This is a genomic window from Variovorax paradoxus (genome assembly GCF_030815975.1).
Lineage (GTDB): Bacteria > Pseudomonadota > Gammaproteobacteria > Burkholderiales > Burkholderiaceae_C > Variovorax > Variovorax paradoxus_N.
This window is the reverse complement of record NZ_JAUSXL010000002.1, coordinates 1,569,007-1,591,183: the sequence shown is the minus strand read 5'-3', so window position 1 is coordinate 1,591,183 and position 22,177 is coordinate 1,569,007. Positions and strand designations below refer to the sequence as shown.

Annotated in this window: 19 protein-coding genes, 1 tRNA gene and 1 pseudogene; 7 read left to right on the top strand and 14 right to left on the bottom strand. The window is 67.8% G+C overall.

Going from position 1 to position 22,177, the window contains the following annotated elements; genetic code table 11:
• Positions 1-34: 34 nt before the first annotated feature.
• Positions 35-433 (top strand): 50S ribosomal protein L17, encoded by a 399-nt coding sequence (rplQ, locus tag QFZ47_RS11260; protein ID WP_307655713.1) that lies wholly within the window; start codon positions 35-37, stop codon positions 431-433.
• A gap of 18 nt (positions 434-451) precedes the next feature.
• A tRNA-Met gene (locus QFZ47_RS11255) sits at positions 452-528 on the top strand.
• Between the two features lie 144 nt (positions 529-672).
• On the opposite strand, the gene QFZ47_RS11250 is transcribed toward QFZ47_RS11255, so the two are convergent.
• The 6 genes from QFZ47_RS11250 to QFZ47_RS11225 are packed head-to-tail and all read right to left on the bottom strand — an operon-like array spanning position 673 to position 7,580.
• Positions 673-1,071, bottom strand: coding sequence for a RidA family protein (locus tag QFZ47_RS11250; protein ID WP_041946251.1), 399 nt, complete (start codon positions 1,069-1,071; stop codon positions 673-675).
• The gene (locus tag QFZ47_RS11245) at positions 1,068-2,696 is read right to left on the bottom strand and encodes an AMP-binding protein (protein ID WP_307655712.1); all 1,629 of its coding nucleotides are present in this window, start codon (positions 2,694-2,696) and stop codon (positions 1,068-1,070) included. The genes QFZ47_RS11250 and QFZ47_RS11245 overlap by 4 nt, the downstream gene beginning before the upstream one ends.
• A 5-nt stretch (positions 2,697-2,701) precedes the next feature.
• Complete coding sequence (locus QFZ47_RS11240) at positions 2,702-3,895, bottom strand: acyl-CoA dehydrogenase family protein (RefSeq protein ID WP_307655711.1); 1,194 nt, start codon at positions 3,893-3,895, stop codon at positions 2,702-2,704.
• A 4-nt stretch (positions 3,896-3,899) separates the two neighbouring features.
• Complete coding sequence (locus tag QFZ47_RS11235) at positions 3,900-4,754, bottom strand: enoyl-CoA hydratase family protein (protein ID WP_307655710.1); 855 nt, start codon at positions 4,752-4,754, stop codon at positions 3,900-3,902.
• Positions 4,751-5,227, bottom strand: coding sequence for a MarR family winged helix-turn-helix transcriptional regulator (locus tag QFZ47_RS11230; protein ID WP_015867787.1), 477 nt, complete (start codon positions 5,225-5,227; stop codon positions 4,751-4,753). The genes QFZ47_RS11235 and QFZ47_RS11230 overlap by 4 nt, the downstream gene beginning before the upstream one ends.
• Before the next feature lies 1 nt (position 5,228).
• On the bottom strand, positions 5,229-7,580 hold the full coding sequence (locus QFZ47_RS11225; RefSeq protein ID WP_370880633.1) for a bifunctional salicylyl-CoA 5-hydroxylase/oxidoreductase: 2,352 nt from the start codon (positions 7,578-7,580) through the stop codon (positions 5,229-5,231).
• 155 nt (positions 7,581-7,735) lie between these two features.
• Here QFZ47_RS11225 and QFZ47_RS11220 point away from each other — a divergent pair, with 155 nt between their 5' ends.
• A complete protein-coding gene (locus tag QFZ47_RS11220; RefSeq protein ID WP_307655708.1) occupies positions 7,736-9,004 on the top strand; it encodes a class I SAM-dependent methyltransferase in 1,269 nt (422 codons plus the stop codon).
• A 12-nt stretch (positions 9,005-9,016) separates the two neighbouring features.
• Positions 9,017-9,340 carry a DUF1840 domain-containing protein gene (locus QFZ47_RS11215; RefSeq protein WP_307655707.1) on the top strand — a complete coding sequence of 108 codons (324 nt, stop codon included), beginning with the start codon at positions 9,017-9,019 and terminating at the stop codon, positions 9,338-9,340.
• Between the two features lie 14 nt (positions 9,341-9,354).
• Here QFZ47_RS11215 and QFZ47_RS11210 read toward each other — a convergent pair whose 3' ends face one another.
• A complete protein-coding gene (locus QFZ47_RS11210; protein ID WP_307655706.1) occupies positions 9,355-10,371 on the bottom strand; it encodes a Bug family tripartite tricarboxylate transporter substrate binding protein in 1,017 nt (338 codons plus the stop codon).
• Positions 10,372-10,435: 64 nt separating this feature from the next.
• Complete coding sequence (locus QFZ47_RS11205; protein ID WP_307655705.1) at positions 10,436-11,362, bottom strand: LysR family transcriptional regulator; 927 nt, start codon at positions 11,360-11,362, stop codon at positions 10,436-10,438.
• A 116-nt stretch (positions 11,363-11,478) separates the two neighbouring features.
• Here QFZ47_RS11205 and QFZ47_RS11200 point away from each other — a divergent pair, with 116 nt between their 5' ends.
• Positions 11,479-12,243, top strand: a complete 765-nt coding sequence (locus QFZ47_RS11200) for an SDR family oxidoreductase (protein ID WP_307655704.1) — start codon at positions 11,479-11,481, stop codon at positions 12,241-12,243.
• Positions 12,244-12,246: 3 nt separating this feature from the next.
• Here the strand turns inward: QFZ47_RS11200 and QFZ47_RS11195 are convergent, their stop codons facing one another.
• From QFZ47_RS11195 to QFZ47_RS11185, 3 genes are read right to left on the bottom strand one after another with little or no spacing between them, the layout of a single operon-like run.
• Positions 12,247-12,669, bottom strand: a complete 423-nt coding sequence (locus QFZ47_RS11195; RefSeq protein WP_307655703.1) for a MarR family winged helix-turn-helix transcriptional regulator — start codon at positions 12,667-12,669, stop codon at positions 12,247-12,249.
• Positions 12,670-12,685: 16 nt separating this feature from the next.
• On the bottom strand, positions 12,686-13,648 hold the full coding sequence (locus QFZ47_RS11190; RefSeq protein WP_307658927.1) for an alpha-ketoacid dehydrogenase subunit beta: 963 nt from the start codon (positions 13,646-13,648) through the stop codon (positions 12,686-12,688).
• Complete coding sequence (locus tag QFZ47_RS11185) at positions 13,648-14,739, bottom strand: thiamine pyrophosphate-dependent dehydrogenase E1 component subunit alpha (protein ID WP_307655702.1); 1,092 nt, start codon at positions 14,737-14,739, stop codon at positions 13,648-13,650. The genes QFZ47_RS11190 and QFZ47_RS11185 overlap by 1 nt, the downstream gene beginning before the upstream one ends.
• A 212-nt stretch (positions 14,740-14,951) precedes the next feature.
• On the opposite strand from QFZ47_RS11185, the pseudogene QFZ47_RS11180 reads away from it, so the two are divergent.
• Both QFZ47_RS11180 and QFZ47_RS11175 read left to right on the top strand, forming a co-directional pair.
• A pseudogene (locus QFZ47_RS11180) lies at positions 14,952-17,067 on the top strand (TonB-dependent siderophore receptor).
• A gap of 50 nt (positions 17,068-17,117) precedes the next feature.
• On the top strand, positions 17,118-19,673 hold the full coding sequence (locus tag QFZ47_RS11175; RefSeq protein ID WP_307655701.1) for a PepSY domain-containing protein: 2,556 nt from the start codon (positions 17,118-17,120) through the stop codon (positions 19,671-19,673).
• Here the strand turns inward: QFZ47_RS11175 and QFZ47_RS11170 are convergent.
• The 3 genes from QFZ47_RS11170 to QFZ47_RS11160 form a co-directional block, all read right to left on the bottom strand.
• On the bottom strand, positions 19,667-20,533 hold the full coding sequence (locus tag QFZ47_RS11170; protein WP_307655700.1) for a LysR family transcriptional regulator: 867 nt from the start codon (positions 20,531-20,533) through the stop codon (positions 19,667-19,669). The two genes, QFZ47_RS11175 and QFZ47_RS11170, sit on opposite strands and share 7 nt — an antisense overlap.
• Positions 20,534-20,601: 68 nt before the next feature.
• On the bottom strand, positions 20,602-21,513 hold the full coding sequence (locus tag QFZ47_RS11165; RefSeq protein ID WP_307655699.1) for an amino acid ABC transporter substrate-binding protein: 912 nt from the start codon (positions 21,511-21,513) through the stop codon (positions 20,602-20,604).
• 9 nt (positions 21,514-21,522) lie between these two features.
• A complete protein-coding gene (locus QFZ47_RS11160) occupies positions 21,523-21,954 on the bottom strand; it encodes a VOC family protein (protein WP_307655698.1) in 432 nt (143 codons plus the stop codon).
• Positions 21,955-22,177: the final 223 nt, after the last annotated feature.

Below are 22,177 nucleotides of genomic sequence, written 5' to 3'. Positions count from 1 at the left end.
CGGCTGCCTGTTTAATAAAGTAAAGGAAAGCACCATGCGTCACGGACACGGACTCCGCAAACTCAACCGCACCAGCTCGCACCGCCTTGCGATGCTGCAGAACATGATGAATTCGCTCATCGAGCACGAAGTCATCAAGACCACGGTCCCCAAGGCCAAGGAACTGCGCCGCGTCATCGAACCGATGATCACGCTCGCCAAGAAGCCCACGCTCGCCAACAAGCGCCTGGCCTTCGACCGCCTGCGCGACCGCGACAGCGTCGTCAAGCTCTTCGGCGATCTCGGCCCGCGTTTCGCAGCGCGTCCGGGCGGCTACACCCGCATCCTGAAGATGGGTTTCCGCGTTGGCGACAATGCACCCATGGCTCTGGTCGAACTGGTCGACCGTCCTGAAATTAAAGAAGAAGCAGCCGAGCAAGGCGCTGCTGAATAAGGTATAATTCCATCTTGCCGCGCGATGGAGCAGCCTGGTAGCTCGTTGGGCTCATAACCCAAAGGTCGCAAGTTCAAATCTTGCTCGCGCAACCAATTTAAAGGCCCTTTGAGAAATCCAAGGGCCTTTTTCTTTGGTCGCTGTCTTTGGGTCGATGGATCCATCCATAAAAATGCCCTCGTGAAGAGGGCTTTTTCATTTGTGCCGCGGGGGCGGCTTCTTTCGTACGGCCCGTACGGCTAGTCCGGAATGACCGCCGTGACCTCGATCTCGACCTTTGCGCGGTGCTCGACCAGCGCCGCGACCTGCACGCAGGTCATGGCCGGGAAGTTGCGTCCCATCGCGTCGCGGTACACCGGGCCGAGCTCGCCGAGCCGGCGGCTGTACTCGTCGCGGTCGGTCACGTACCAGGTCATGCGCACCATGTGCTCGGGGCCGGCGCCGGCTTCTCGCAGCACTTCAGCAATGTTGCGCAGCGCCAGGCCGCACTGCGCGATGAAATCGTCCGACTCGAATTGCTGTTGCGCATTCCAGCCGATCTGGCCGCCGACGAACACCATGGTGCCGCGCGCGGCCACGCCATTCGCATAGCCCTTGGGGGGCAACCAGCCTGGTGGCTGCAAGAGTTTGTTCATCATGATGGGGTGGTGTCGTTGAGTTGTCTCAGTTTGAATCGCTGGAGCTTGCCGGTTTCGGTGCGCGGCAGCACCGTCACGAACTCGATCTCCCGCGGGTATTTGAAAGGCGCAATGGTGGCTTTCACGTGGTCCTGCAGCGCCTTCACGAGCGCCGCATCGCCTTCATGGCCGGGCTTCAGCACACAGAAGGCCTTGACGATCATGCCGCGGTCGGCATCGGGCTTGCCGATCACGCCGCATTCGGCCACGGCGGGGTGCTTGAGCAGCGCGTCTTCGACTTCCGGCCCGCCGACGTTGTAGCCGGCCGTGATGATCATGTCGTCGGCGCGCGCCTGGTAGAAGAAGTAGCCGTCGTCGTCCTGCACGAACGAATCGCCGGGGTAGTTCCAGCCGTTCTTCACGTAATCGGCCTGGCGCGGATCGTCGAGGTAGCGGCAGCCGACGGGCCCTTGCAAGGCCAGCTTGCCGACGGTGCCGTGCGGCACTTCGTTGCCCTGGTCGTCCACCACCTTTGCCGTGAAGCCCGGCACCACCTTGCCGACCGCGCCGCGGCGCACCTGGTCGCCCGCCGCGGAGATGTAGATGTGGAACACCTCGGTGCCGCCGATGCCGTCGAGCATCTCGATGCCGGTGGATTCCTTCCACAGCTGGCGCGTCGCGTCAGGCAGCGCCTCGCCCGCGCTCACGCAGATGCGCAGGCTCGGCGCACCGTGCTGCCGAACGAAGGGTGCCATCTGGCGGTAGAAGGTGGGTGCCGTGTAGCAGATGGTCGCGCCGACTTCGTTGATGAGCTTCACGAGGCCTTCGGGCGTGAAGGGCGCATCGGCAAAGTACACGGAGGCGCCGGCCCACATCGGAAACACCAGCAGACCGCCGAGTCCGAAGGTGAAGGCCAGCGGCGGCGAACCGATCACGATGTCGTTGCTGCGCGCCTGCAGCACGTGGCGCGGCCAGGTTTCGCACATCGCGAGCACGTCGCGGTGCGTGGTGACCGGTGCCTTGGGCTTGCCCGTGGTGCCGGAAGTGAACGCGAGCAGGGCGATGTCGTCCGACGCCGTGGGGCAGGCGGTGAACACGCCGCTCTTGCGCGCCGCGCGTGCCGACAGCGAATCGGCCGCATCGGGCTTGTTGAATGCAACCACCGACGCGAGCACGGGGTGCTCCCGCTGCGCCAGCACGAGTTCGTCGAGCAGGCGCCCGTCGCACAGAGCCGCCACCGGACGTGCCTTCTCGATGATGTCGCCCAGTTCCTTAGCGCGCAGCAGCGGCATGGTGGCAACGGCGATCAAGCCGGCCTTCACCACTGCGAGCCATGACAACGCCATGGCCACCGAATTGCCGCCGCGCAGCAGTACGCGGTTGCCGGGCACGAGGCCCAGGTCTTCGACCAGCACCTGCGCAATGCGGTTGACCTCGGTGGCGGCCTGCGAATACGTCAGCATGCCGGCGGGTGAGCGCAGCATCGGCTTGTCGCCGAAGCCCTTGGCGGGCGCCTTGTCCAGGAGCTCCTCGACGAGGTTCAGCTGCTCGGGCAGCTGCAGCTCCGGAAGGTCGTAGCGGAAGACCGGCAACTGCTCGGCGGGCGGCAGGCGGTCGTGAACGAAGCGGTCGACTTGGGCAGACACGGTACTTATCCCCGCAAAACGGATTTGCCAATGATCAGTTGTTGAACTTCCGTCGCGCCTTCGTAGATGCGCAGCGAGCGGATGTCGCGGTAGAGGCTCTCGATCTTCGTGCCGACCTTCACACCGAGGCCGCCGTGCATCTGCAGGGCCATGTCGATCACGCGGCTCGCGTTCTCGGTGGCGCACATCTTGGCCATGGCCGCGGCGGCCGATACATCGCCCACTGCGGGGGCGCCGCGCTGTTCGGCGTCGTCGCGCATCCACGCGGCGCGGTAGGTGAGCAACGCGGCGCTGTCGATAAGCGCCGCCATCTCGCCAAGCTTGGCCTGCGTGAGCTGGAAGTCGGCGAGCGTCTGGCCGAACATGCGCCGGCCCTTCGCGTGCGCAATGGCTTCGGCGAGCGCACGGCGCCCCATGCCCAATGCTGCCGCTGCAACGGATGCACGGAAGATGTCGAGCGTGCGCATCGCAAGCTTGAAGCCGCCGTTGAGTTCGCCGAGCTGCGCCGTGCGCGGCACGATGCAGTTCTCGAAGCGCAGCGTGGCCAGCGGGTGCGGTGCCATCACGTCGATGTGCTGCGAGGTGTCGAGCCCGGCCGCCGCCGCATCGACGATGAAAGCCGTGATGCCGCGCGTGCCGCCCGCGGGATCGGTCTTCGCGAACACGCAGTAGAAGTCGGCGATGCCGCCATTGCTGATCCAGGTCTTTTCGCCGTTCAGGCGCCAGCCATCGGTGGTGGGTTCGGCGCGCATGGCCATTGCCGCCACGTCGGAGCCCGCGTCGGGTTCGCTGAGCGCGAAGGCCGCGATCTTCTCGCCCTTGCCCACGGCTGTGAGGTACTGCGATTGCTGCTCGGGCGTGCCCGCAAGCGTGATCGCGCCGCTGCCCAGCCCCTGCATCGCAAACGCGAAGTCGGCCAGCGGCGAGTGGTAGCCGAGCGTTTCGCGCAGCAGCACGAGCGCGCGCGAATCGAGGCGCGCGAGCGCGCCGCCGGCGCTGCCGGGCACGGCGTAGCGCAGCCAGCCGCCATCGCCGAGGCGGCGCACCCATTCGCGGCAGGCCGCGCGGTCGTCGCGCTCGTCGACGTCCTGCGCGGCGCACCAGGGCAGCAGGTCGCTCGCGAGCGCGCGATGCGCTTCGTCGAAGAACGGCAGCGCGAGGTGCGATGTCGAAGGCGGCGCAGGGATCCTGGTCATCATGATTTCAGTCCCCGCCGAACACGGGCTTGCGCTTGGCCGCGAACGCTTCGTAGGCGCGCTTGAAGTCCTCGGTCTGCATGCAGATCGCCTGCGCCTGCGCTTCGGCCTCGATGGCCTGGTCGATGGTCATCGACCATTCCTGCGACAGCATGGTCTTGGTCATGCCGTGCGCGAAGCTCGGGCCCTCGGCCAGTTCGCGCGCCACCTTGGTGGCGGCTTCGAGCAATGCATCGCTTTCGTGCAGCGCATTGAAGAAGCCCCAGGCCTGCCCTTCCTGCGCCGTCATTGCGCGGCCGGTAAACAGCAGTTCCGACGCGCGGCCCTGGCCGATCACGCGTGGCAGCAATGCGCAGGCGCCCATGTCGGCGCCGGCGAGGCCGACGCGCGTGAACAGGAAGGCGGTGCGCGTGGCCGGCGAGCCGTAGCGCAGGTCGCAGGCCAGCGCGATCATCGCGCCGGCACCGGCGCACACGCCGTCGATGGCGCCGACGATCGGCTGCGGGCAATGCCGGATGGCTTTCACCAGGTCGCCGGTCATGCGCGTGAACTCGAGCAGCTCGGGCATGCGCATGCCGGTGAGCGGGCCGATGATCTCGTGCACGTCGCCGCCCGAGCAGAAGTTGCCGCCGGCGCCGGTGACTACGATGGCTTTCACGTCGGTCGCATAGGCCAGCGCGCGGAACAGGTCGCGCAGCTCGGCATACGAATCGAAGGTGAGCGGGTTCTTGCGCTCGGGGCGGTTCAGCGTGATGGTGCCGACGCCCGCTTCGCAGTGCCATGCGAAGTGCTTCGCCACGTAAGGCGCCTTGGCCTCGAATTGCGCGCGCATGGGATTGCCCGCGCCGATGTAATGCTTCATTCGGCCTCCGCCATCTGGCTGTGTGAGTGTTGCTTGACCTTGCCGAGCAGCTTGTGCAGCTGCGCGATCTCCTTGGCGCTGAGGGCCGCGAAGGCATCGACGATCCAGTCCTCGTGCTGCTGCGCCATCTCGTTGAAGAGCTTGCGGCCGCGGGCCGTGAGCCGCACGCGCCAGGCGCGGCGGTCGCCCTCGACGTTGATGCGCTCGACCAGCCCTTCGGTCACGAGCTGGTCGGTGATGCCGGTGACGTTGCCGCCCGTCACCATCATGCGGCGCGAGAGCTCGTTCATCTTCAGGCCGTCGGGCGAGCGCTCGAGCTGCGACATCAGGTCGAAGCGCGGCAGCGTGGTGGCGAACTGCGAGCGCAGTTCGTTGCGCACCTGCTTCTCGATCAGCTGGGTGCAGGTAAGCAGCCGCAGCCAGAGGCGCAGGGCCTCGGGGTGCTCGCTGTGGGCGCGTGCTTCGAGGTCCATGTCAGTGTGTCTCCTCGGTGTTTTGCGCGGCGATGGCCGCACTCGCAGCCGCGGCGATCTGCTGCTGCTTGGCGATCTCGCGGTACATCTGGTCGCGCCCGCTCAGGTACTGCTTCGGCCAATCGACGTCGCGGCTTTGCAGCTTGGCGGCCTCGTGCAGCGTCCACGCGGGGTCCGCGAGATGCGGGCGGGCGATGGCGCAGAGGTCGGCGCGGCCGGCCGCGATGATGCTGTTGGCCTGGTCGGCGTCGGTGATGGCGCCGACCGCGATGGTCGAGATGCCGACCTCGTTGCGGATGCGGTCCGAGAACGGCGTCTGGTACATGCGGCCGTACACCGGCTTGGCGGCGCGCGTGGTCTGGCCCGACGATACGTCGATGAAATCGGCGCCAGCTTCCTTGAAAAGGCGCGCCAGCAGGACCGCGTCGGCGTCGGTGTTGCCGCCGGGCGCCCAGTCGTGCGCCGAGATGCGCACGCTCATCGGCTTGTCTTGCGGCCATGCGGCGCGCATGGCGCGGAACACCTCGAGCGGGTAGCGGCAGCGCGCTTCGATGCCGCCGCCGTACTCGTCGGTGCGCAGGTTGGTCAGCGGGCTGATGAAGGCCGACAGCAGGTAGCCGTGCGCGCAGTGCAGCTCGAGCCAGTCGAAGCCGCATTCGGCGGCGCGGCGGGTGGCGTCGACGAACTGGTCGCGCATGAACTCCATCTGCTCGCGCGTCATCGCGGCCGGCAGCTGGTTCTGTTCGCCGTAGGCCACCGCACTCGCGGCCAGCAGCGGCCAGTTGCCGCTTTCCAGCGGCTCGTCGGAGCCTTCCCAGCCCACGCGCGTCGAGCCCTTGGGGCCGCTGTGGCCGAGCTGCATGGCGATCTTCGCGCTCGACTGCGTGTGGACGAAGTCGACGATGCGCTTGAATGCGGACTGCTGCGTGTCGTTGTACAGGCCCGTGCAACCGGGAGTGATGCGGCCTTCGGGCGTCGGGCTCGTCATCTCGACGAACACCATCGCGGCGCCGCCGAGCGCACGCGCGCCCAGGTGCACCAGCAGGAAGTCCTGCGGCACACCGTCGACCGCACTGTAGGTGGCCATCGGCGACACCAGGATGCGGTTCTTCAGCGTGAGGCCGCGCACCTGGTACGGCATCAGCATCGGCGGAATGGCCCTCTTGCCACCGGCGAGCCACTGCTCGTAGCCGCCGAGCCATTGCGTGTCGCGCACGCGCAGGTTCTCGTGGCTGATGCGCTGCGAGCGCGTGAGCAGCGAATAGGCGAACTGCTCGATCTGCATGCCCGTGTAGCGGGGCACGTTCTCGAACCATTCGGTGGAGTTGCGCGCGGCGTTCTGGATCTTGAGCACCTCGACGCTGCGGCGCGCCTCGTAGCCCTCGAGCACGTGGTCCACCGTACCGCCTTGCGCGAATTCGTTCGCCAGGTCGATCGCGTCTTCCAGCGCGAGCTTGGTGCCCGAGCCGATCGAGAAGTGCGCCGTGTGCGCCGCATCGCCCATCAGCACCACGGGCACCGAGCGGCCCTGCACGTCGATGCGGTGCGTCCAGCGCTCGCACACCACGCGCGGAAAGCGGATCCAGTTGGCCGAGCCGCGCAGGTGCGTGGCGTTGCTGATCAGCGAATGGCCGCCCAGGTATTTGGCGAACAGCTTCTCGCAGAAGGCAATGGCCTCGGGCTGCTCCATCTGGTCGAGCCCATGAGCCTTCCAGACGGCCTCGGGTGTTTCGACGATGAAGGTCGAGGTCTTGTCGTCGAACTGGTAGGCATGCGCCTGGAACCAGCCGTGCTCGGTCTGTTCGAAGGCGAAGGTGAAGGCGTCGAAGGTCTGGTGCGTGCCCAGCCACACGAAGCGGCAGTTGCGCAGGTCGATGTCGGGCTTGAACACGTGGGCATAGCGCTGGCGGATGCGGCTGTTGAGGCCGTCGCTGGCAATCACCAGGTCGGCGTTGTACTGCGCGGCAATCGCCTGGTCGTCGGTGGCGTCGGTTTCGAAGACCAGGTTCACGCCGAGCGCGAGGCAGCGTTCCTGCAGGATGTTCAGGAGGCGCTTGCGGCCGATGCCGCAGAAGCCGTGGCCGCCCGAGCGTACCTGCCGGCCCTTGAAGAACACCTGGATGTCGTCCCAGTGGTGGAACTCGCTGCCGATCAGCGCCGCGGTCTCGGCATCGGCCGCGCGCAGGTTGGCGAGCGTCTGGTCGCTGAGCACCACGCCCCAGCCGAAGGTGTCGAAGGGGCGGTTGCGCTCCACCACGGTGATGTCGAGCGCCGGGTTGCGCGCCTTCATCAGCAGCGCGAAGTACAGGCCCGCGGGGCCGCCGCCGATGCACAGGATGCGTTGAAGGTCCATGGCGGGTGCGGCCGAAGGGCCGCCGGTGAGGCTATTCATGATTGAATAGTTTAAGCATAAACAATCTGGTGTCAACGGGGTCATTCCCGCCGGGGTACCCGACGTGCTGTGGGTGTCATGCAAAAAACTGAAAAAATCAATACCATCGGCTCACCATGCAAAGCTTGATACCCAAGATCGAGTCGCAGCTTGCGTCGCTGCCCGTGCCCATCGCGCTGGAACTGCCTGATGGCCGAAGAGTTGCCAAGCCGGGGTTCCGTGTCACCCTGGCGTTCAGCGAGTGGTCGGCGCTGGCCAAGCTGGCGGCGCACCAGGTGGGGGCCATCGGCGAAGCCTATGTGGAAGGCCGGGTCCAGATCGAAGGCGCGATGCGCGACCTGATCGACGCGACGGTGGGCATGCTGCCCGGCAACCCGGCGGAGACCAACACCACCTGGTGGACCCGCCTGCTGCGGCTGGCCAAGTCCCACAACTCGCATTCGCTGCACAAGGATGCCGAGCAGATCCAGTTCCACTACGACGTTTCCGACGATTTCTACGCGCTGTGGCTCGACCCGCGTCGGGTGTATTCGTGCGCCTATTTCCGCACTCCCGAGCTGACGCTGGCAGCGGCGCAGGAGGCCAAGCTCGACCACATCTGCCGCAAGCTGATGCTGCAGCCCGGCGAACGTTTTCTGGACATCGGCTCCGGCTGGGGCGGGCTGCTGCTGTGGGCGGCGGAGCACTACGGGGTGGACGCCACCGGCATCACGCTGTCGAAGAACCAGCATGCGCATGTGCAGCGCCTGATCGAGGAAAAGGGCCTGCAGGGCCGCGTGAGGGTGGAACTGCGCGACTACCGCGAGCTTTCCGCCGACGCGCCCTTCGACAAGATCTCGTCGGTCGGCATGTTCGAGCACGTGGGCGCGGCCAACATGCCCACCTACTTCCGCAAGATCCATTCGCTGCTCAAGCCCGGCGGCCTGGTGCTGAACCACGGCATCACCTCGGGCCAGCTCGACTACCGGCAACTGGGCGCGGGCATGGGCGATTTCATCGAGAAGTACATCTTTCCGGGCGGCGAGTTGCTGCACGTCACGCATGTGCTGCGCGAGACGGCCGCCGCGGGCCTTGAGATGGTGGACACCGAGAGCCTGCGCCCGCACTATGCGCGCACGCTCTGGGCCTGGTCCGACGCGCTCGAGGCGCAGCTCGGCACGGCGCGCGAAGTGCTCGCGCGCGCGGGCGGCCGCCAGGGCGAGAACGCGGAGCGCATCCTGCGGGCCTACCGCCTCTACCTGGCGGGCTCGGCCATGAGCTTCGAGCAAGGCTGGATCTCACTGCACCAGATGCTTTCGACCAAGCCCGACGGCCGGGTCGAGCACGGTGTTCTGCGCGGTTCGCAATCGGTGTACCCTTTTGCCCGTGACTACATCTACAAGTGAGTGAGAACAACCATGCTGTACCGATTCCAGTCCCGGGCCTCGCCTGACTTCGTGATGCTGGAGGTGCATGCCCGCCAGCTGTTCGACATCGTCGGCAAGCCGCTCGCGCCCAAAGGCATCATCACCCTCGAGCAGATTCCCGCCGCCATCGCGGCGCTCGAATCCGCGCTGGCACGCGAGGCCAGCAATCCGCACAACCACGACGACTACGCCGTCGAAGGCCATGCCAACGAGGCCGAGAAGCAGCACGTGGGCCTGCACCAGCGCGCAGCCCCGCTGCTCCACATGCTCAGGGATTCGTTGGCCGATAAAAAAGACGTGACCTGGAAGACCTGAACGCAGCCTGGGGGTTAGTCAACCTTCGCGCCGGAGTCCTTCACCACCTTCGCCCACTTCACGTGCTCGCTGGCAATCAGCTTGGTGAAGTCGGCCGGTGAATTGCCGCTCGGAATCGCGCCCTGGGCGAGCATCTTTTCCTTGATGGCGGGCGTGCCGAGCGATTTGGCCACTTCCTGCTGGATCCGGTTCACGATCTCGGGCGAGGTGCCTGCCGGCGCCAGCAGGCCGAACCACGAGCTCGCCTCGTAGCCCTTGAGAGCCGGGCCGCCGGCTTCCTCGACCGTGGGAATGTCGGGCAGGGCCGGCGAACGCTTGGCGCTGGTCACGGCCAGCGCTGTGAGCTTGCCGCCCTTGATCTGCGCCATCGAGGAGGGCAGGTTGTCGAACATCACGTCGGCGTTGCCGCCCACCATGTCGAGCAGCGCGGGGCCCGAACCCTTGTACGGGATGTGGGCCATGAAGGTGCCGGTCATGCTCTTGAAGAGTTCGCCCGCCAGGTGGATCGAGGTGCCGCTGCCGCTCGAGGCCATGTTGAGCTTGCCCGGATTGGCCTTGGCGTACTTGATGAAGTCCTGCACGTTGCGGATGTTCAGCGCCTTGGCCTTGTCGGCGTTCATCTCCATGACGTTCGGCACCGCCGCCACCAGCGTGATCGGCACGAAATCCTTGATCGGGTCGAACGGCAGCTTGGGATAGAGCGCGCGGTTGATGCCGTGCGTGCCGACGGTGCCCATCAAGAGCGTATAGCCGTCGTTCGGCGCGCGCGCTACGAGTTCGGCGCCCACGTTGCCACCCGCACCGGCGCGGTTGTCGACGATGAACTGCTGCCCGAATGCCTTCGACAGCTCGGGCGCGACGGCGCGTGCCAGGATGTCGGTGGTGCCGCCGGCCGCAAAGGGCACGACGATGCGCACCGGCTTGTTCGGCCAGGTGCTCTGGGCCCAGGAAGGGGTGGCCGCAAGGGCGATGGCGCAGGCGGAAGCGGCCAGTGCGGCGCGGCGGTTCGTCTTGGAATTTGAAGAGGTCATGCGGGCGTTTGTACAGGGGAACCGCCGCGCGCATGGCGGGTAAAAACCCCGTGGGAACACTGGTCTATGCCACCTGCATCCGCTCTGCGAAGCGCTCGCTGCGAAAACGCTCGAGCACGAAGTCGATGAACACGCGCGTCTTCGCGGGCAGCAGCTTCTTGCTCGGGTAGTAGAGCCAGACCGCGCCCGCGTCGAAGTGCCACTCGGGCAGCAGGCGCACCAGCTCGCCGCTGCGGAGGCCGCGTTCGACGAACGGCATCGGCAGCATGGCCACGCCCAGGCCCATGAGTGCGGCATGCGCAATGGCTTCGGGGTCGTTGAAGATCGCGCGCGGCCGCGGCAGCTCCACCGTGGCCTGGTCGCCGTTCGCATGCTGCAGCGTCCAGCTGCGAAGCCGGCCCGTGGGCGAGGAGCGGCGCAGCAGCGTGTCGAGCTGCGCCAGTTGCGCGGGCTGCGCCGGCAGTGCGCGCTCGGCCAGGTAGCCCGGTGCGGCCACCGCCACCACATGAATGCGCGCCAGTTCGCGCGCCACTACGCCGGGCGACAGCTCGATGCCGCCGCCGATGGCCGCGTCGAAGCCTTCGCCCACCAGGTCGACCTGCTGGTTGTCGAAGTGCCAGTCGGGCAGGATGGACGGATAGCGGGCCAGGAAGTCGCCCATCATCGGCAGCACGTGCTCGCGGCCGAAGGCCTGGCCCATGCTCACCTTGAGCGTGCCGGCGGGCTGGCCGTCGTCCTTCGAGAGGCCGGCCACCGCGTCCTGCAGCGTGGCCAGCGCCCCGCCGATCTGGCCCAGGAAACGCTCCCCACCTTCGGTCAGCGTCAGGCGGCGCGTGCTGCGCTGAAACAGCCGCACGCCCAGCCGGGCCTCGAGCCGCGCAACATTCTTGCTGACCGCGGCCGGCGTGAGCCCAAGCCGGCGGGCGGCGGCCGAGAAGCTGCCGCTTTCGGCACTCTGCACAAAGGATTGGAGGTGATTGAGCGGTTCCATGGGTTCATTTTCAACCAATGGTTGAATTTGATTGGACCCATTGATGGCTACCGGGACGGTAATTGAATCCCGACACTGAAGGTCTTCCATCTCACAACCGACAGGAAATCATCACCATGGCACTCAGCAACAAACCCACTTCCCCTGTTCTCACGGGCAAGGCCGCTTTCGTTACCGGCGGTTCGCGCGGCATCGGCGCCGCCATCGTGCGCCGCCTGGCCCAGGACGGCGCCGCCGTCGCCTTCAGCTATGCCAGCTCGAGCGCCCCGGCCGACGAACTCGTGCGCAGCATCGAGGCCGAAGGCGGCCGCGCGCTGGCGCTGAAGATCGACAGCGCCGATGCCGCCGCGCTCACCGCCGGCATCGACGAGGCCGCGCGCAAGCTCGGCCGCATCGACGTGCTGGTCAACAACGCCGGCGTCTTCCTGCCCGGCACCCTCGAAGATTTTTCGCTCGAGGATTTCGACCGCACGCTGGACATCAACGTGCGCGCCGTGTTCGTGGCGGCCAAGGCCGCCGTGCGCCACATGGGCGAAGGCGGCCGCATCATCAACATCGGCAGCACCAACGCCGAGCGCATGCCCTGGCCCGGCGGCAGCGCCTATGCGATGAGCAAGTCGGCGCTCAAGGGACTGGTGCAGGGCCTCGCGCGCGACCTTGGCCCGCGCGGCATCACGGTCAACAACGTGCAGCCCGGCCCGGTCAACACCGACATGAACCCGGTCGACGGCCCGAACGCTCCCGCAATGCACGGGCTGATGGCGCTGGCCCGCCATGGGCGCCCAGAGGAAATCGCCGGCATGGTGGCGTACCTCGCGAGCCCTGAAGCGGCCTTTGTGACGGGCGCCAGCCTCAACATCGACGGCGGCTTCGCCGCCTGACGGCTATCCGGCGCGCTGGACGGCGGCAATGAGCTTGTCGAGGGTTGCATCGAGGCGGGCAAGCTCGCCGGCCTCGATGCCCTCGAACAGCGCGGCCTCGCGCTGCCGGCCGAGCATGCCGACGGTTTCGTGCAGCGCCTTGCCGGCCGCCGTGAGATAGAGCCGGCTGCGGCGCCGGTCGGTGGGGTCGCCCAGGTGCTGCACGCGCTTGTGGCGCTTCAGGCCGGCCAGCGCGCGGCTCACCGCCATCTTGTCGAGGCCGGTGAGATCGGCGATCTGCGTGGCATTGAGCCCCGGCTGCGCTCCGAGCACCGCCATGGCACGCCATTCGTTGAGCGTGAGGTGGTGCTCGCGGCCCACCTTCTCGTGAAAGGGCCGCGCCGTGAGATTGACCACCCGCACCAGCTTGAAGAACAGCGGGTCCATGGCGCGGCGCCGCGGTTCAGCCCAGCAGTTTTCTCGCGGCCGCCGCGATGGCTTCGGGGCCGACGCGCGATTGCGCCTCCAGCACCGGCGCATAGCCGACCGGAATGCGCGGCGCGCCGAGCCGCGCCACGCGGCAGCCCGTGGCCTCCGCGGCGCTGGCTGCAATCTCGGCGCCGAAGCCCGCCACCTGCACCGCCTCGTGCACCACCAGCAGCCGCCGGGTGCGCGCGCACGACGCGAGCACCGTCTCGCGGTCCCAGGGCCAGAGCGTGCGCAGGTCGATCAGGTCGACCGCGATGCCTTCGGCGGCCAGTGCGTCGCAGGCCTCGGCACAGGCCTGCATCTGCTTGCTCCAGCTCACGAGCGTGAGCGCATGGCCTTCGCGCACGCGGCGCGCCTTGCCGAGCGGTACGGCGAGGTCTTCATTCACTTCGCCGCGCAGGCCCCAGAGCGTCTTGTGCTCGATGTAGACCACCGGGTCGCCGCACTGCAGCGCGGCGCGCAGCAGGCTGTAGTTGTCCTGCGGCGTCGACGGGCTCACCACCACCACGCCCGGCAGGTGCGCGAACCAGGCCTCGAGCGACTGCGAATGCTGCGCGGCCGAGGCGTCCCAGATGCCGCCGGGCATGCGCGCCACCAGCGGCACGCGGCCCTGGCCGCCGAACATGAAGCGGTTCTTGGCGGCCTGGTTCACCAGCTCGTCCATGCCGCAGAGCGCGAAGTCGACCACCCGCATCTCGACCACGGGCCGGAGGCCCGCGAGCGCCATGCCCACGCCGGCGCCCATGATCGCGGCCTCGCTGATCGGCGCGTCGATCACGCGCTCGGCGCCGAAGGCCTGCTGCAAGCCCTTGTATTGGCCGAAGATGCCGCCGCGGCCGACGTCTTCGCCGAGAACGACCACGCGCGCATCGGCCTGCATCTCGTGCTGGAGCGCGAGCACGGCGGCTTCGGAATAGCTGAGGTCCTTCATCATCATCAATACCATTGCCCTGCTCCGACGGTCTGCACGTCGGTGAAGGCGGCGCCGGGCTCAGGCCAGGGCGCCGCATCGGCGATGGCCAGTGCGGTATCGACCTCGTCGCGCGCCGCGTTCTCGATGGCGTCGAGCGTGGCCGCACCCACGCCGGCTGCGAGCAGGTGCCCACGCGCCCGCGCGATCGGATCGGTTTCGAGCGCGGCCGCCAGTTCGGCCGGATCGCGGTAGGCCGCGAGGTCGACCGACACATGCCCCTTCACGCGGTAGGTCAGTGCATGCAGCAGCCGCGGTCCGCCGCCGCTGCGCACTTCGGCGACCAGCCGTGCGGCGGTTTCGTGCACCGCGAACACGTCGTTGCCGTCGACCTGCGTGGCCGCGATGTCCATCGAGGCGGCGCGCGCCGATGCGCCTTCGCCCGCCGTCATCGGGCCGCTCGCGGTGGTGGCGCTCCAGCGGTTGTCCTCGCAGACGAAGAGCACCGGCAGGTCGTACACGCGGGCCCAGTTCAGCGCTTCGAGAAAAGGGCCGCGGTTGATCGCGCCATCGCCGAAGAAGCAGACCGTGATGTCATTGTTCGCACCAGAGCCCCCTGGCCCTGGCAAGCCGTGGCCTCCCCCCGGGGGGGGCAAGGCGGCTTGGGAGCGGCCCGGCGCCGCCTTGAGCAGCTTCTGCGCATGCGCCGCGCCCACGGCAATCGGCAGCCCCGCGGCCACCACGCCGTTTGCGCCCAGCATGCCGACCGAGAAGTCCGCGATGTGCATCGAGCCGCCCTTGCCGCCGTTGAAGCCGCTGGCCTTGCCGAACAGCTCGCACATCATGCGGGCGAGATCCGCGCCCTTGGCCAGCGTGTGGCCGTGGCCGCGGTGCGTGGAGGTGAGGTAGTCGCTGGCCCGCAGGTGCGCGCAGACGCCTGCGGGCACCGCCTCCTGCCCGGTCGAAAGATGCAGCGGCCCGCGCACCTTGGCCGCGCCGGCGGCCTGCTGGCCATAGGCGCTCACGCCGCCCTGGCTCGCGGCTTCGGCGGCGTTCTCGAAGGCGCGGATGCGCACCATGACGCGGTACAGCGCCGTGCCTGAATTGCTCGAATCCATCTTGTTCCCAGTGCCCTGGATGAGGGCGTTCCGGCAAAAATCGTATCAAGCGTGACGACATCGCCTCACAGGGCTTACCCCCTGCGATGCGCCAGCAGGGGAGGTCTGCGAATGATTCTCAAATGCATCGGTAGAATGGCGCCCCCGTCCGCACGATTCCTTCCGGGTGCTGCCCGCGCCGATCGGCGCAGCGCCCGCCCCTGCTTCTTCCCATGCACAAGTTTTTTCTGGCAACGCCTCTCGCGCTCGCGGGGACCTTCTCTTACGCGCAAGCCAACGAGCCCGCCGCTGCCGACGCACGCGGGCAGCTCGGCACCGTCACGGTGGAATCCAGCGCGACCACCGGCTTCGTCGCCAACACGGTGGAGGCCGGCACCTTCCGCGGCGCCAGCATCATGGACGTGCCCGCCACGGTCAACACCGTCACGCGCGAGGTGCTCGAGCTGCAGGGCGCGGCCAGCATCTACGAGGCGCTGCGCAACACGGCCGGCGTGACGCGCCAGCAGAACGGCGGCGACACCTTCGACCAGCTCGTGATCCGCGGCATCGCGGTGGAGAACCGGACGAACTACCGGCTCAACGGCTCGCTCGCGATTCCCAACGTCTCCGAGATTCCGATGGAGAACAAGGAGCGCGTCGAGGTGCTGAAGGGCGCGTCGGCGCTCTACTACGGCTTCACCACGCCGGCGGGCATCGTCAACCTCGTGACCAAGCGCGCGGGCAGCACGCCCGTGAGCACCGTCGGCCTCACGCTCGACGACCGCGGCTCGGCGCAGGCGCTGGTCGACCTCGGACGCCAGTTCGGCGACCAGCAGCAGTACGGGCTGCGGGTCAACGCGGCGGGCGGGCGCATCGGCTCCAGCATCGACGGTGTGGACGGCAACCGCAGGTTCGTGTCGGCCGCGTTCGACTGGCGCGTCAACAGCCGGCTCACGCTGAAGGCCGACATCGAGAACTACCGCAAGCGCATCACGGAGCAGGCGGGCATCGCCCGGCTCGCGGCCGTCAACGGAGTGATCGCGCTGCCCGCCCTGCCCAACCCCGACAAACTGCTCGGCCCGCCGTGGGCCGTGTTCGATGCCGAAGTCACCAACACCCAGCTGCGCCGACTATTCGCTCGGCGGCAACTGGGCGCTGACCGTGGAAGCCGGCCACTCCGAAGCCGAGCGCGACCGCCGGCTTGCGAGCTTCAGCAACTACAACGTGCTGACGGGTGCCGGCCGCATCACCGGCAACGACCAGAGCCTGAAGCAGACCTCGGACCTGCTGCGCACCGAACTGTTCGGCACCTTCTCGACCGGCAGCGTGCAGCATGAACTCACGCTCGGCGCCGCGCGCAGCAAGAAGACGCAGGACCCGATTTTCCAGCGCAACTACGGCGGCGCAAGCACGGTGCAGAACCTGTACAACCCGGTTCCCATCGGCTACCTGCCGCTGACGGCGCGGCCGACCCGGCCCACCACCGGCGCCCAGGAGAGCGAGGAACTCGGGCTCTATGCGCTCGACCGCATCACCTTCTCGCCGCAGTGGCAGCTGGTGGCCGGCCTGCGCCGCACCCACTACGAGAGCACGCAGGGCGCGAGCGCCACGATTCCGTCGATCGCCTACGACGTGCGCAAGACCACGCCGCTCGTTGCGCTGAGCTACAAGTTCACGCCCGCGCTGGTGGGCTACGTCTCCTATGCAGAGGGCGTGGAAGAAGGCGAGATCGCACCGGCCGGCACCGCCAACCAGAACGCCCACATGCCGCCCGGCGTGAGCAAGCAGAAGGAAATCGGCCTGCGATGGCTCACCGATGGCGGCCTGCTGCTGTCGGGCGCGCTGTTCGACATCGAACGCCCCGGCGCCTACACCAACAGCGCCAACACCTTCGTGGCCGACGGGCGCCAGCGCTACCGCGGGCTCGAAGTCTCGGCGCAGGGCCGCCTGACGCGCGCGCTCGCCTGGCAGCTGTCGGCCCAGTCGCTCGATGCCGAGTTCCGCGGCATCAACGCGCAATACAACGGCAAGATGCCCGAGAACACCGCCAAACAAACGGCCAGCGCCTTCCTCTCGTACGACATTGCCGCGGTGCCGGGCCTCTCGGTCAACGCGGGGGCCTACTACACGGGCCGCCGTCCGGTGGACGACCTGAACCAGGCCTTCATCGGCGGCAACACCCTCTTCGGCCTGGGCGCGCGCTACGTGACGCAGCTGTTCGGCAAGCGCACCTTGTGGCAGGTCAACATCGACAACGTGGCCGACAAGCGCTATTGGGCGGCGGCCGGCACGCGGCTGGCCGTGGGCGCGCCGCGCAGCATCAAGGCGACGCTCAAGGTCGATCTCTGAACGGCTCCGCAAAGGCAACAGCGGCCCCTCCACCTCATTCGGTTTTTTCCATGGCTCTCCTGAGACGGATCTGGTTCCAGATCCACTGGTTCATCGGCATCACGGCCGGCAGCGTGCTTGTCGTGATCGGCCTGAGCGGCGCGGTGCTCTCCTTTCGCGCCGAGATCGTCGACGCGATCAATCCCGGGCTGCGCCACATCCCCAATCCGACCGGCGTGGCAGCGCTGCGGCCCGCGGCGCTCGCGGCGCAGGTGCAGGCGGCGGAGCCGGCACGGCGCATCGCCGCGCTCACGGTGTTCGCCGAACCCGGGCGGCCGGCGCGCATCAACTTCGCGCCGCCCGAAGGCCAGCGCCAGGGCGAAGTCCGGCTGGCCGATCCCTGGACGGGCGCGCTGCTGTCCGTGCCCACGGGCGAGGCCTTCTTCGAGTTTGTCGAGCACCTGCATCGCTGGCTGCTGCTGCCGCGCGATGCGGGCAAGCCCGTCACGGGTACGCTGGCCGCGGGGCTGCTGGTGCTTGCGCTGTCGGGCCTCTATCTGCGCTGGCCGCGCCGGCCGCTCGCATGGCGGGCCTGGTTGAAGCTGGACTTTGCGCTCGGTGGCCGCGCCTTCCTCTGGAACCTGCATGCGGTGGCCGGCACCGTCGCGCTGCTGGCGTACCTGGTCTCGAGCCTGACGGGCATCTACTGGGGCTTCGACGCCGTGCGCTCGATGGTCGACGAGGCCGCCGGCGAAGGGCGCGTGGTCCGCGCGCAGCGCATGCAGGCCGGCAGCGCGCCTGCCAGGGCGCAGCCGGCGCCCGACCTGCAGCGCGTGTGGCAGTCCTTCCTCGATGAAGCCGGCGGCGACTGGAGCCAGGCCACGCTGCGCCTGCCGGCGCGCAACGCATCGCAGGTCGAGGCGACCTACCTGCGTGCCAACCCCGAGCACGAACGCGCACGCAACCGCCTCTACCTCGACGCCGCCACGGGCGAAGCCACCCGGCATGAACGCTATGCCGACAAGCCGCTGGCGGGCCGGCTGGTCAACAGCATCTATCCGATGCACATGGGCACCTACTGGGGCTTGCCGGGCCGCATCGTGATGCTGCTCAGCAGCCTGGGCCTGGCGCTGTTCGCGGTCACGGGGTGGATGCTCTATCTCGGACGCCGGCGCACGAAGCGGGCCGTGCGCCAAGAGCGCATGCGGCTCGGCTCCGCGCTGCGGCCGGACGGGCCCGGCGCCGAGCCCGTGCTGCTCACCTTTGCCAGCCAGACCGGCCAGGCGGAGCGCATCGCGCTGCAGACGGCCGCGGTGCTGCAATCGGCCGGCGTCGCGGTGGTGCTGCAGCCGCTGGTCCGCCTGAGCGTGGATGCGCTGCGGCGCTACCGCAAGGTGCTGCTGGTGGCCAGCACCTTCGGCGATGGCGATCCGCCGGACAGCCTGCGCGCCTTTGCGCGCCAGTTCGCGCGGCAGACCGGCTCCGGCCTGCAGCATGTGCACTACGGCCTGCTCGCGCTGGGCGACAGGCACTACGCCAACTTCTGCGGCTTCGGCCGGGCGCTGGACCACGACCTGCGCGGCCACGGCGCGCAGGCGCTGTTCCCGATGATCGAAGTGCACAACGGCGATGCCGGTGCGCTGGCCCGCTGGCAGCAGTCGCTGGCCGAAGCGTTCGAAGTGCAGTCTGGCGCATGGAAGGCGCATGAACCGAAGGCGGCTCCTTTCGAGCCCTGGCGCCTCGTGCGGCGGACCCTGCTCAATGCCGGCAGCCAGGGCGATCCGCTGTTCGAGATCGAGTTCGCGCATTCCGGCGCGGCCGCCTGGGCGCCGGGCGCGCTCGCCGAACTGCTGCCGCGCCAGCCCGCCCACGCTGTCGAGCAATTCCTGCGCCGCGCCGCGCTCGACGGGCGAACCCGCGTGCGCTGCGATGGCCGCGAGTGCACGCTCGAAGACGCGCTGGCTCGCAGCATGCTTCCCGCCGCACCGGCGGCCAGCGCGCAGGCGCTGGCCGACATGCTGGTGCCGCTCGCGCCGCGGCGATATTCGGTGGCCTCGATCGCGGCCGACGGCTGCGTGCAGCTGCTCGTGCGCCAGGCGCGCCACGCGGATGGCATGGGCGTGGCCTCGGGCTGGCTGACCGAGGGCGCGCCGCTGGATGCAACGGTCGAGCTTCGCCTGCTGCCCAATCCCGCTTTCGCACTCGTCGACGACGAAGTTCCCTGTGTTTTCATCGGCAATGGCTCCGGCTTTGCCGGCCTGCGTGCCCATCTTCGCGAGCGCGTGCGGCGAGGCCACGGGCGCAACTGGCTGGTGTTCGGCGAGCGGAACGCCGCGCACGATGCTTTCTGCGCCGAGGACATCGCGCAGTGGCAGGCGGCCGCGGCGCTCGAGCGCGTCGACCTGGTGTTCTCGCGCGACCAGGCCGAGCGCCTGTACGTGCAGCACCGGCTGCGCGAGGCGGCCGGCCAGCTGCGCCAATGGGTGGACAGCGGTGCCGCGGTCTACGTCTGCGGCAGCCTCGAAGGCATGGCGCCGGGCGTCGACCTGGCCTTGCGCGAGGTGCTGGGTTCGGCGGTCTACGAAGACCTGGTTGCAGAGGGCCGCTATCGGCGCGATGTCTATTGAGCGGCTTCCCGCAGGCACTGCGCAAACTGCGCGGCGGCAGGCGGGCTGGCCCGCGGCTTGCGCTGCAGAAGGCCCACCTCGCGGTGGAACGTGAGCTCGCCGAGCGAGAGCATGCGAACGCTCGCGGGCAGCGGAAGGTGCGCCTCGACCAGCGGAACGAGCGCAACGCCCAGCCCCTTGGACGTCATGTGGATGAGCCCGGCGATCTCGTCCAGTTCGATCGAATCGTTGACCGCGATGCCTTCGCGACGAAGAAATCTTTCCACCATGCGGCCGCCGAACGATGCGCGGTCGTAGCGCAGGAAGGGCTGTTCCTGGAGGAGTGCGCGCCAGTCCTTGCCCGGCAATTTTTTGGCCGCGATGAGCACGTACGGTTCCTGCACCAGCGGCTGCCACGCCAGCTCCGGAAGAATGCCGAACGGCGGCCGGATGATCACCGCTGCATCGATCGTGCCTGCGTCGAGCTCGTCCATCAGCCGCATCGACACGCCGGGCGACACATGGACGCGCAGCAGCGGCTGTGCCTTGCGCAGCCTGGCAAGCGCCCGCGCGACCAGCGTCGATTGCGCCGAGGCAATGGCGCCGATGCGCAGCAGCCCGCCGCTCGCGGCGTCATCGGGAAGCTCGCCGAGCTTGGCATAGAGCGCGCAGATCTCCTCCGCACGCGCCAGCGTCGTCTGGCCGGCCGCATTCAGGGTGGCGGAGCGCCCGGTCCGCTCGAACAACTCGAACCCCAGGGCTTCCTCGAGCCGCTTGACCTGGCTGCTGACCGCCGACTGCGTCAGGCCGATCCGGTCTCCCGCGGCCGCAAAGGTTCCGTGGCGGCAGACGGCGATGAAGGTTCTGAGTTCGTTGATCATGAACCGAGCATCTCAAGAATCGATGCCTGGTTCAATGATTCATCGCTTCGGATCATGCGTGGCACGCACTATCTCGCTTCGTATTCTTCCATCGGCTTGTCGCTGGGACTGGCCCAGGCGGCCTTCGTCAAGGCGCTGGCCGGCAGCCCGACCTTCGAGTTGTGGGGCGGAATGGGCTGCATGAACCACTTGTCGTAGAGCCGCGCGGCTTCTCCGCTCCTGGCCAGCGACACCACGCTTTGGTCGACCAGCTTCTTGAACGCGGGGTCGCCCTTCGCAAGCATGATCGCGATCGGCTCGACGCTGAGAACCTGGTCCAGCAGCCTGTACTGCGCCGGCTCCCTGCTCTTGGAGATCAGCGTGGCAAGGATCTGGCCATCGGCCGCGAAGCCATCCACCCGGCCCGATTCGAGCAGCAGGAAGCCTTCGCTGTTGTCCTTGGCAAGCACTTCCGCGATCTCGCCCGCACCCTCGCGCTTGAGTTTTCTGAGGAGCTGGACAGAAGTGGTGCCGGTTGTCGCGGCCACGGCCTTGCCGGAGAACTGCGCGGCAGACACGATGCCGGAGGCTGCCTTCACGGCAATGCGAACCCCTTCGACATAGAGCGTGGGCGCGAACGCGACATCTTTCTGGCGCGCCGCGTTGTTGGTCGTGGTGCCGCACTCGATGTCGACGGTGCCGTTCTGCACCAGGGCAATGCGATTCTGCGGCGTGACCAGCTGGTACTTCACGCTGATCTTTTCGATCTGCAGCGCCTTCCTGAGGTCCGCGATGACACGCTCGCAGACCTCGACGTGAAAGCCCGTGTAGCTGCCCGGCCCAAGGGTGAAGGACATGGCGCCCGAGGCGTCGCGCACACCCATGGTGATGGCGCCGGACTCCCTGATCTTCTTCAGGATGTCGGTTTGCGCACAGGCGTTTCCAACCGAAAGCAGGAGCGCCGCGGCAGTGGCGCCGGTGATGAGCAAGTGTGTTTTCACGCGGCGCCTTCAGACGGCGAACAGCGAATCGAGGTTCGCGAACGACTTCATCTCGATGGCATTGCCCGACGGATCGAGAAAGAACATCGTCGCCTGTTCGCCCGGCTCGCCCTTGAACCGGATATAGGGCTCGATCACGAACTTGGTCTGGCGCGCGACGAGCTTGTCGGCCAGCGCCTGCCATTGGTCCATCGGAAGAATGGCGCCGAAGTGGCGCACCGGCACGTCGTGGCCATCCACGGCGCTGCTTGCCTTGTGGCCGCATTCGTCGGGTGCCAGGTGCGCCACGATCTGGTGGCCGTGGAAGTCGAAGTCGACCCACTCGGGTGCGCTGCGGCCCTCGGGGCATCCGAGCAGGTCGCCGTAGAAGGCGCGGGCTTCGGCAATGTCGCGAACAGGAAAGGCCAGGTGGAACGGAATTCTCGTGTGGGGTGCATTCATGGCGGCGATCGCATCGGTGAGTTCAGGATGGGCCGGACTTTAAGCAGCCGCGCTCATAACCGAAAACGATATATTTTCTTGCTGAGCATCGATTTTCTCGATGCTCGTGCAGCCGGCCCACATGCGCATTCCCCGGGAATTCCCGGGTGCCCACGCCCTTGCTGCGATGGGATAGTTAGTTCGGCCTTCAAACTAACTAATTTCTTACACGGCTTTCTTAGCC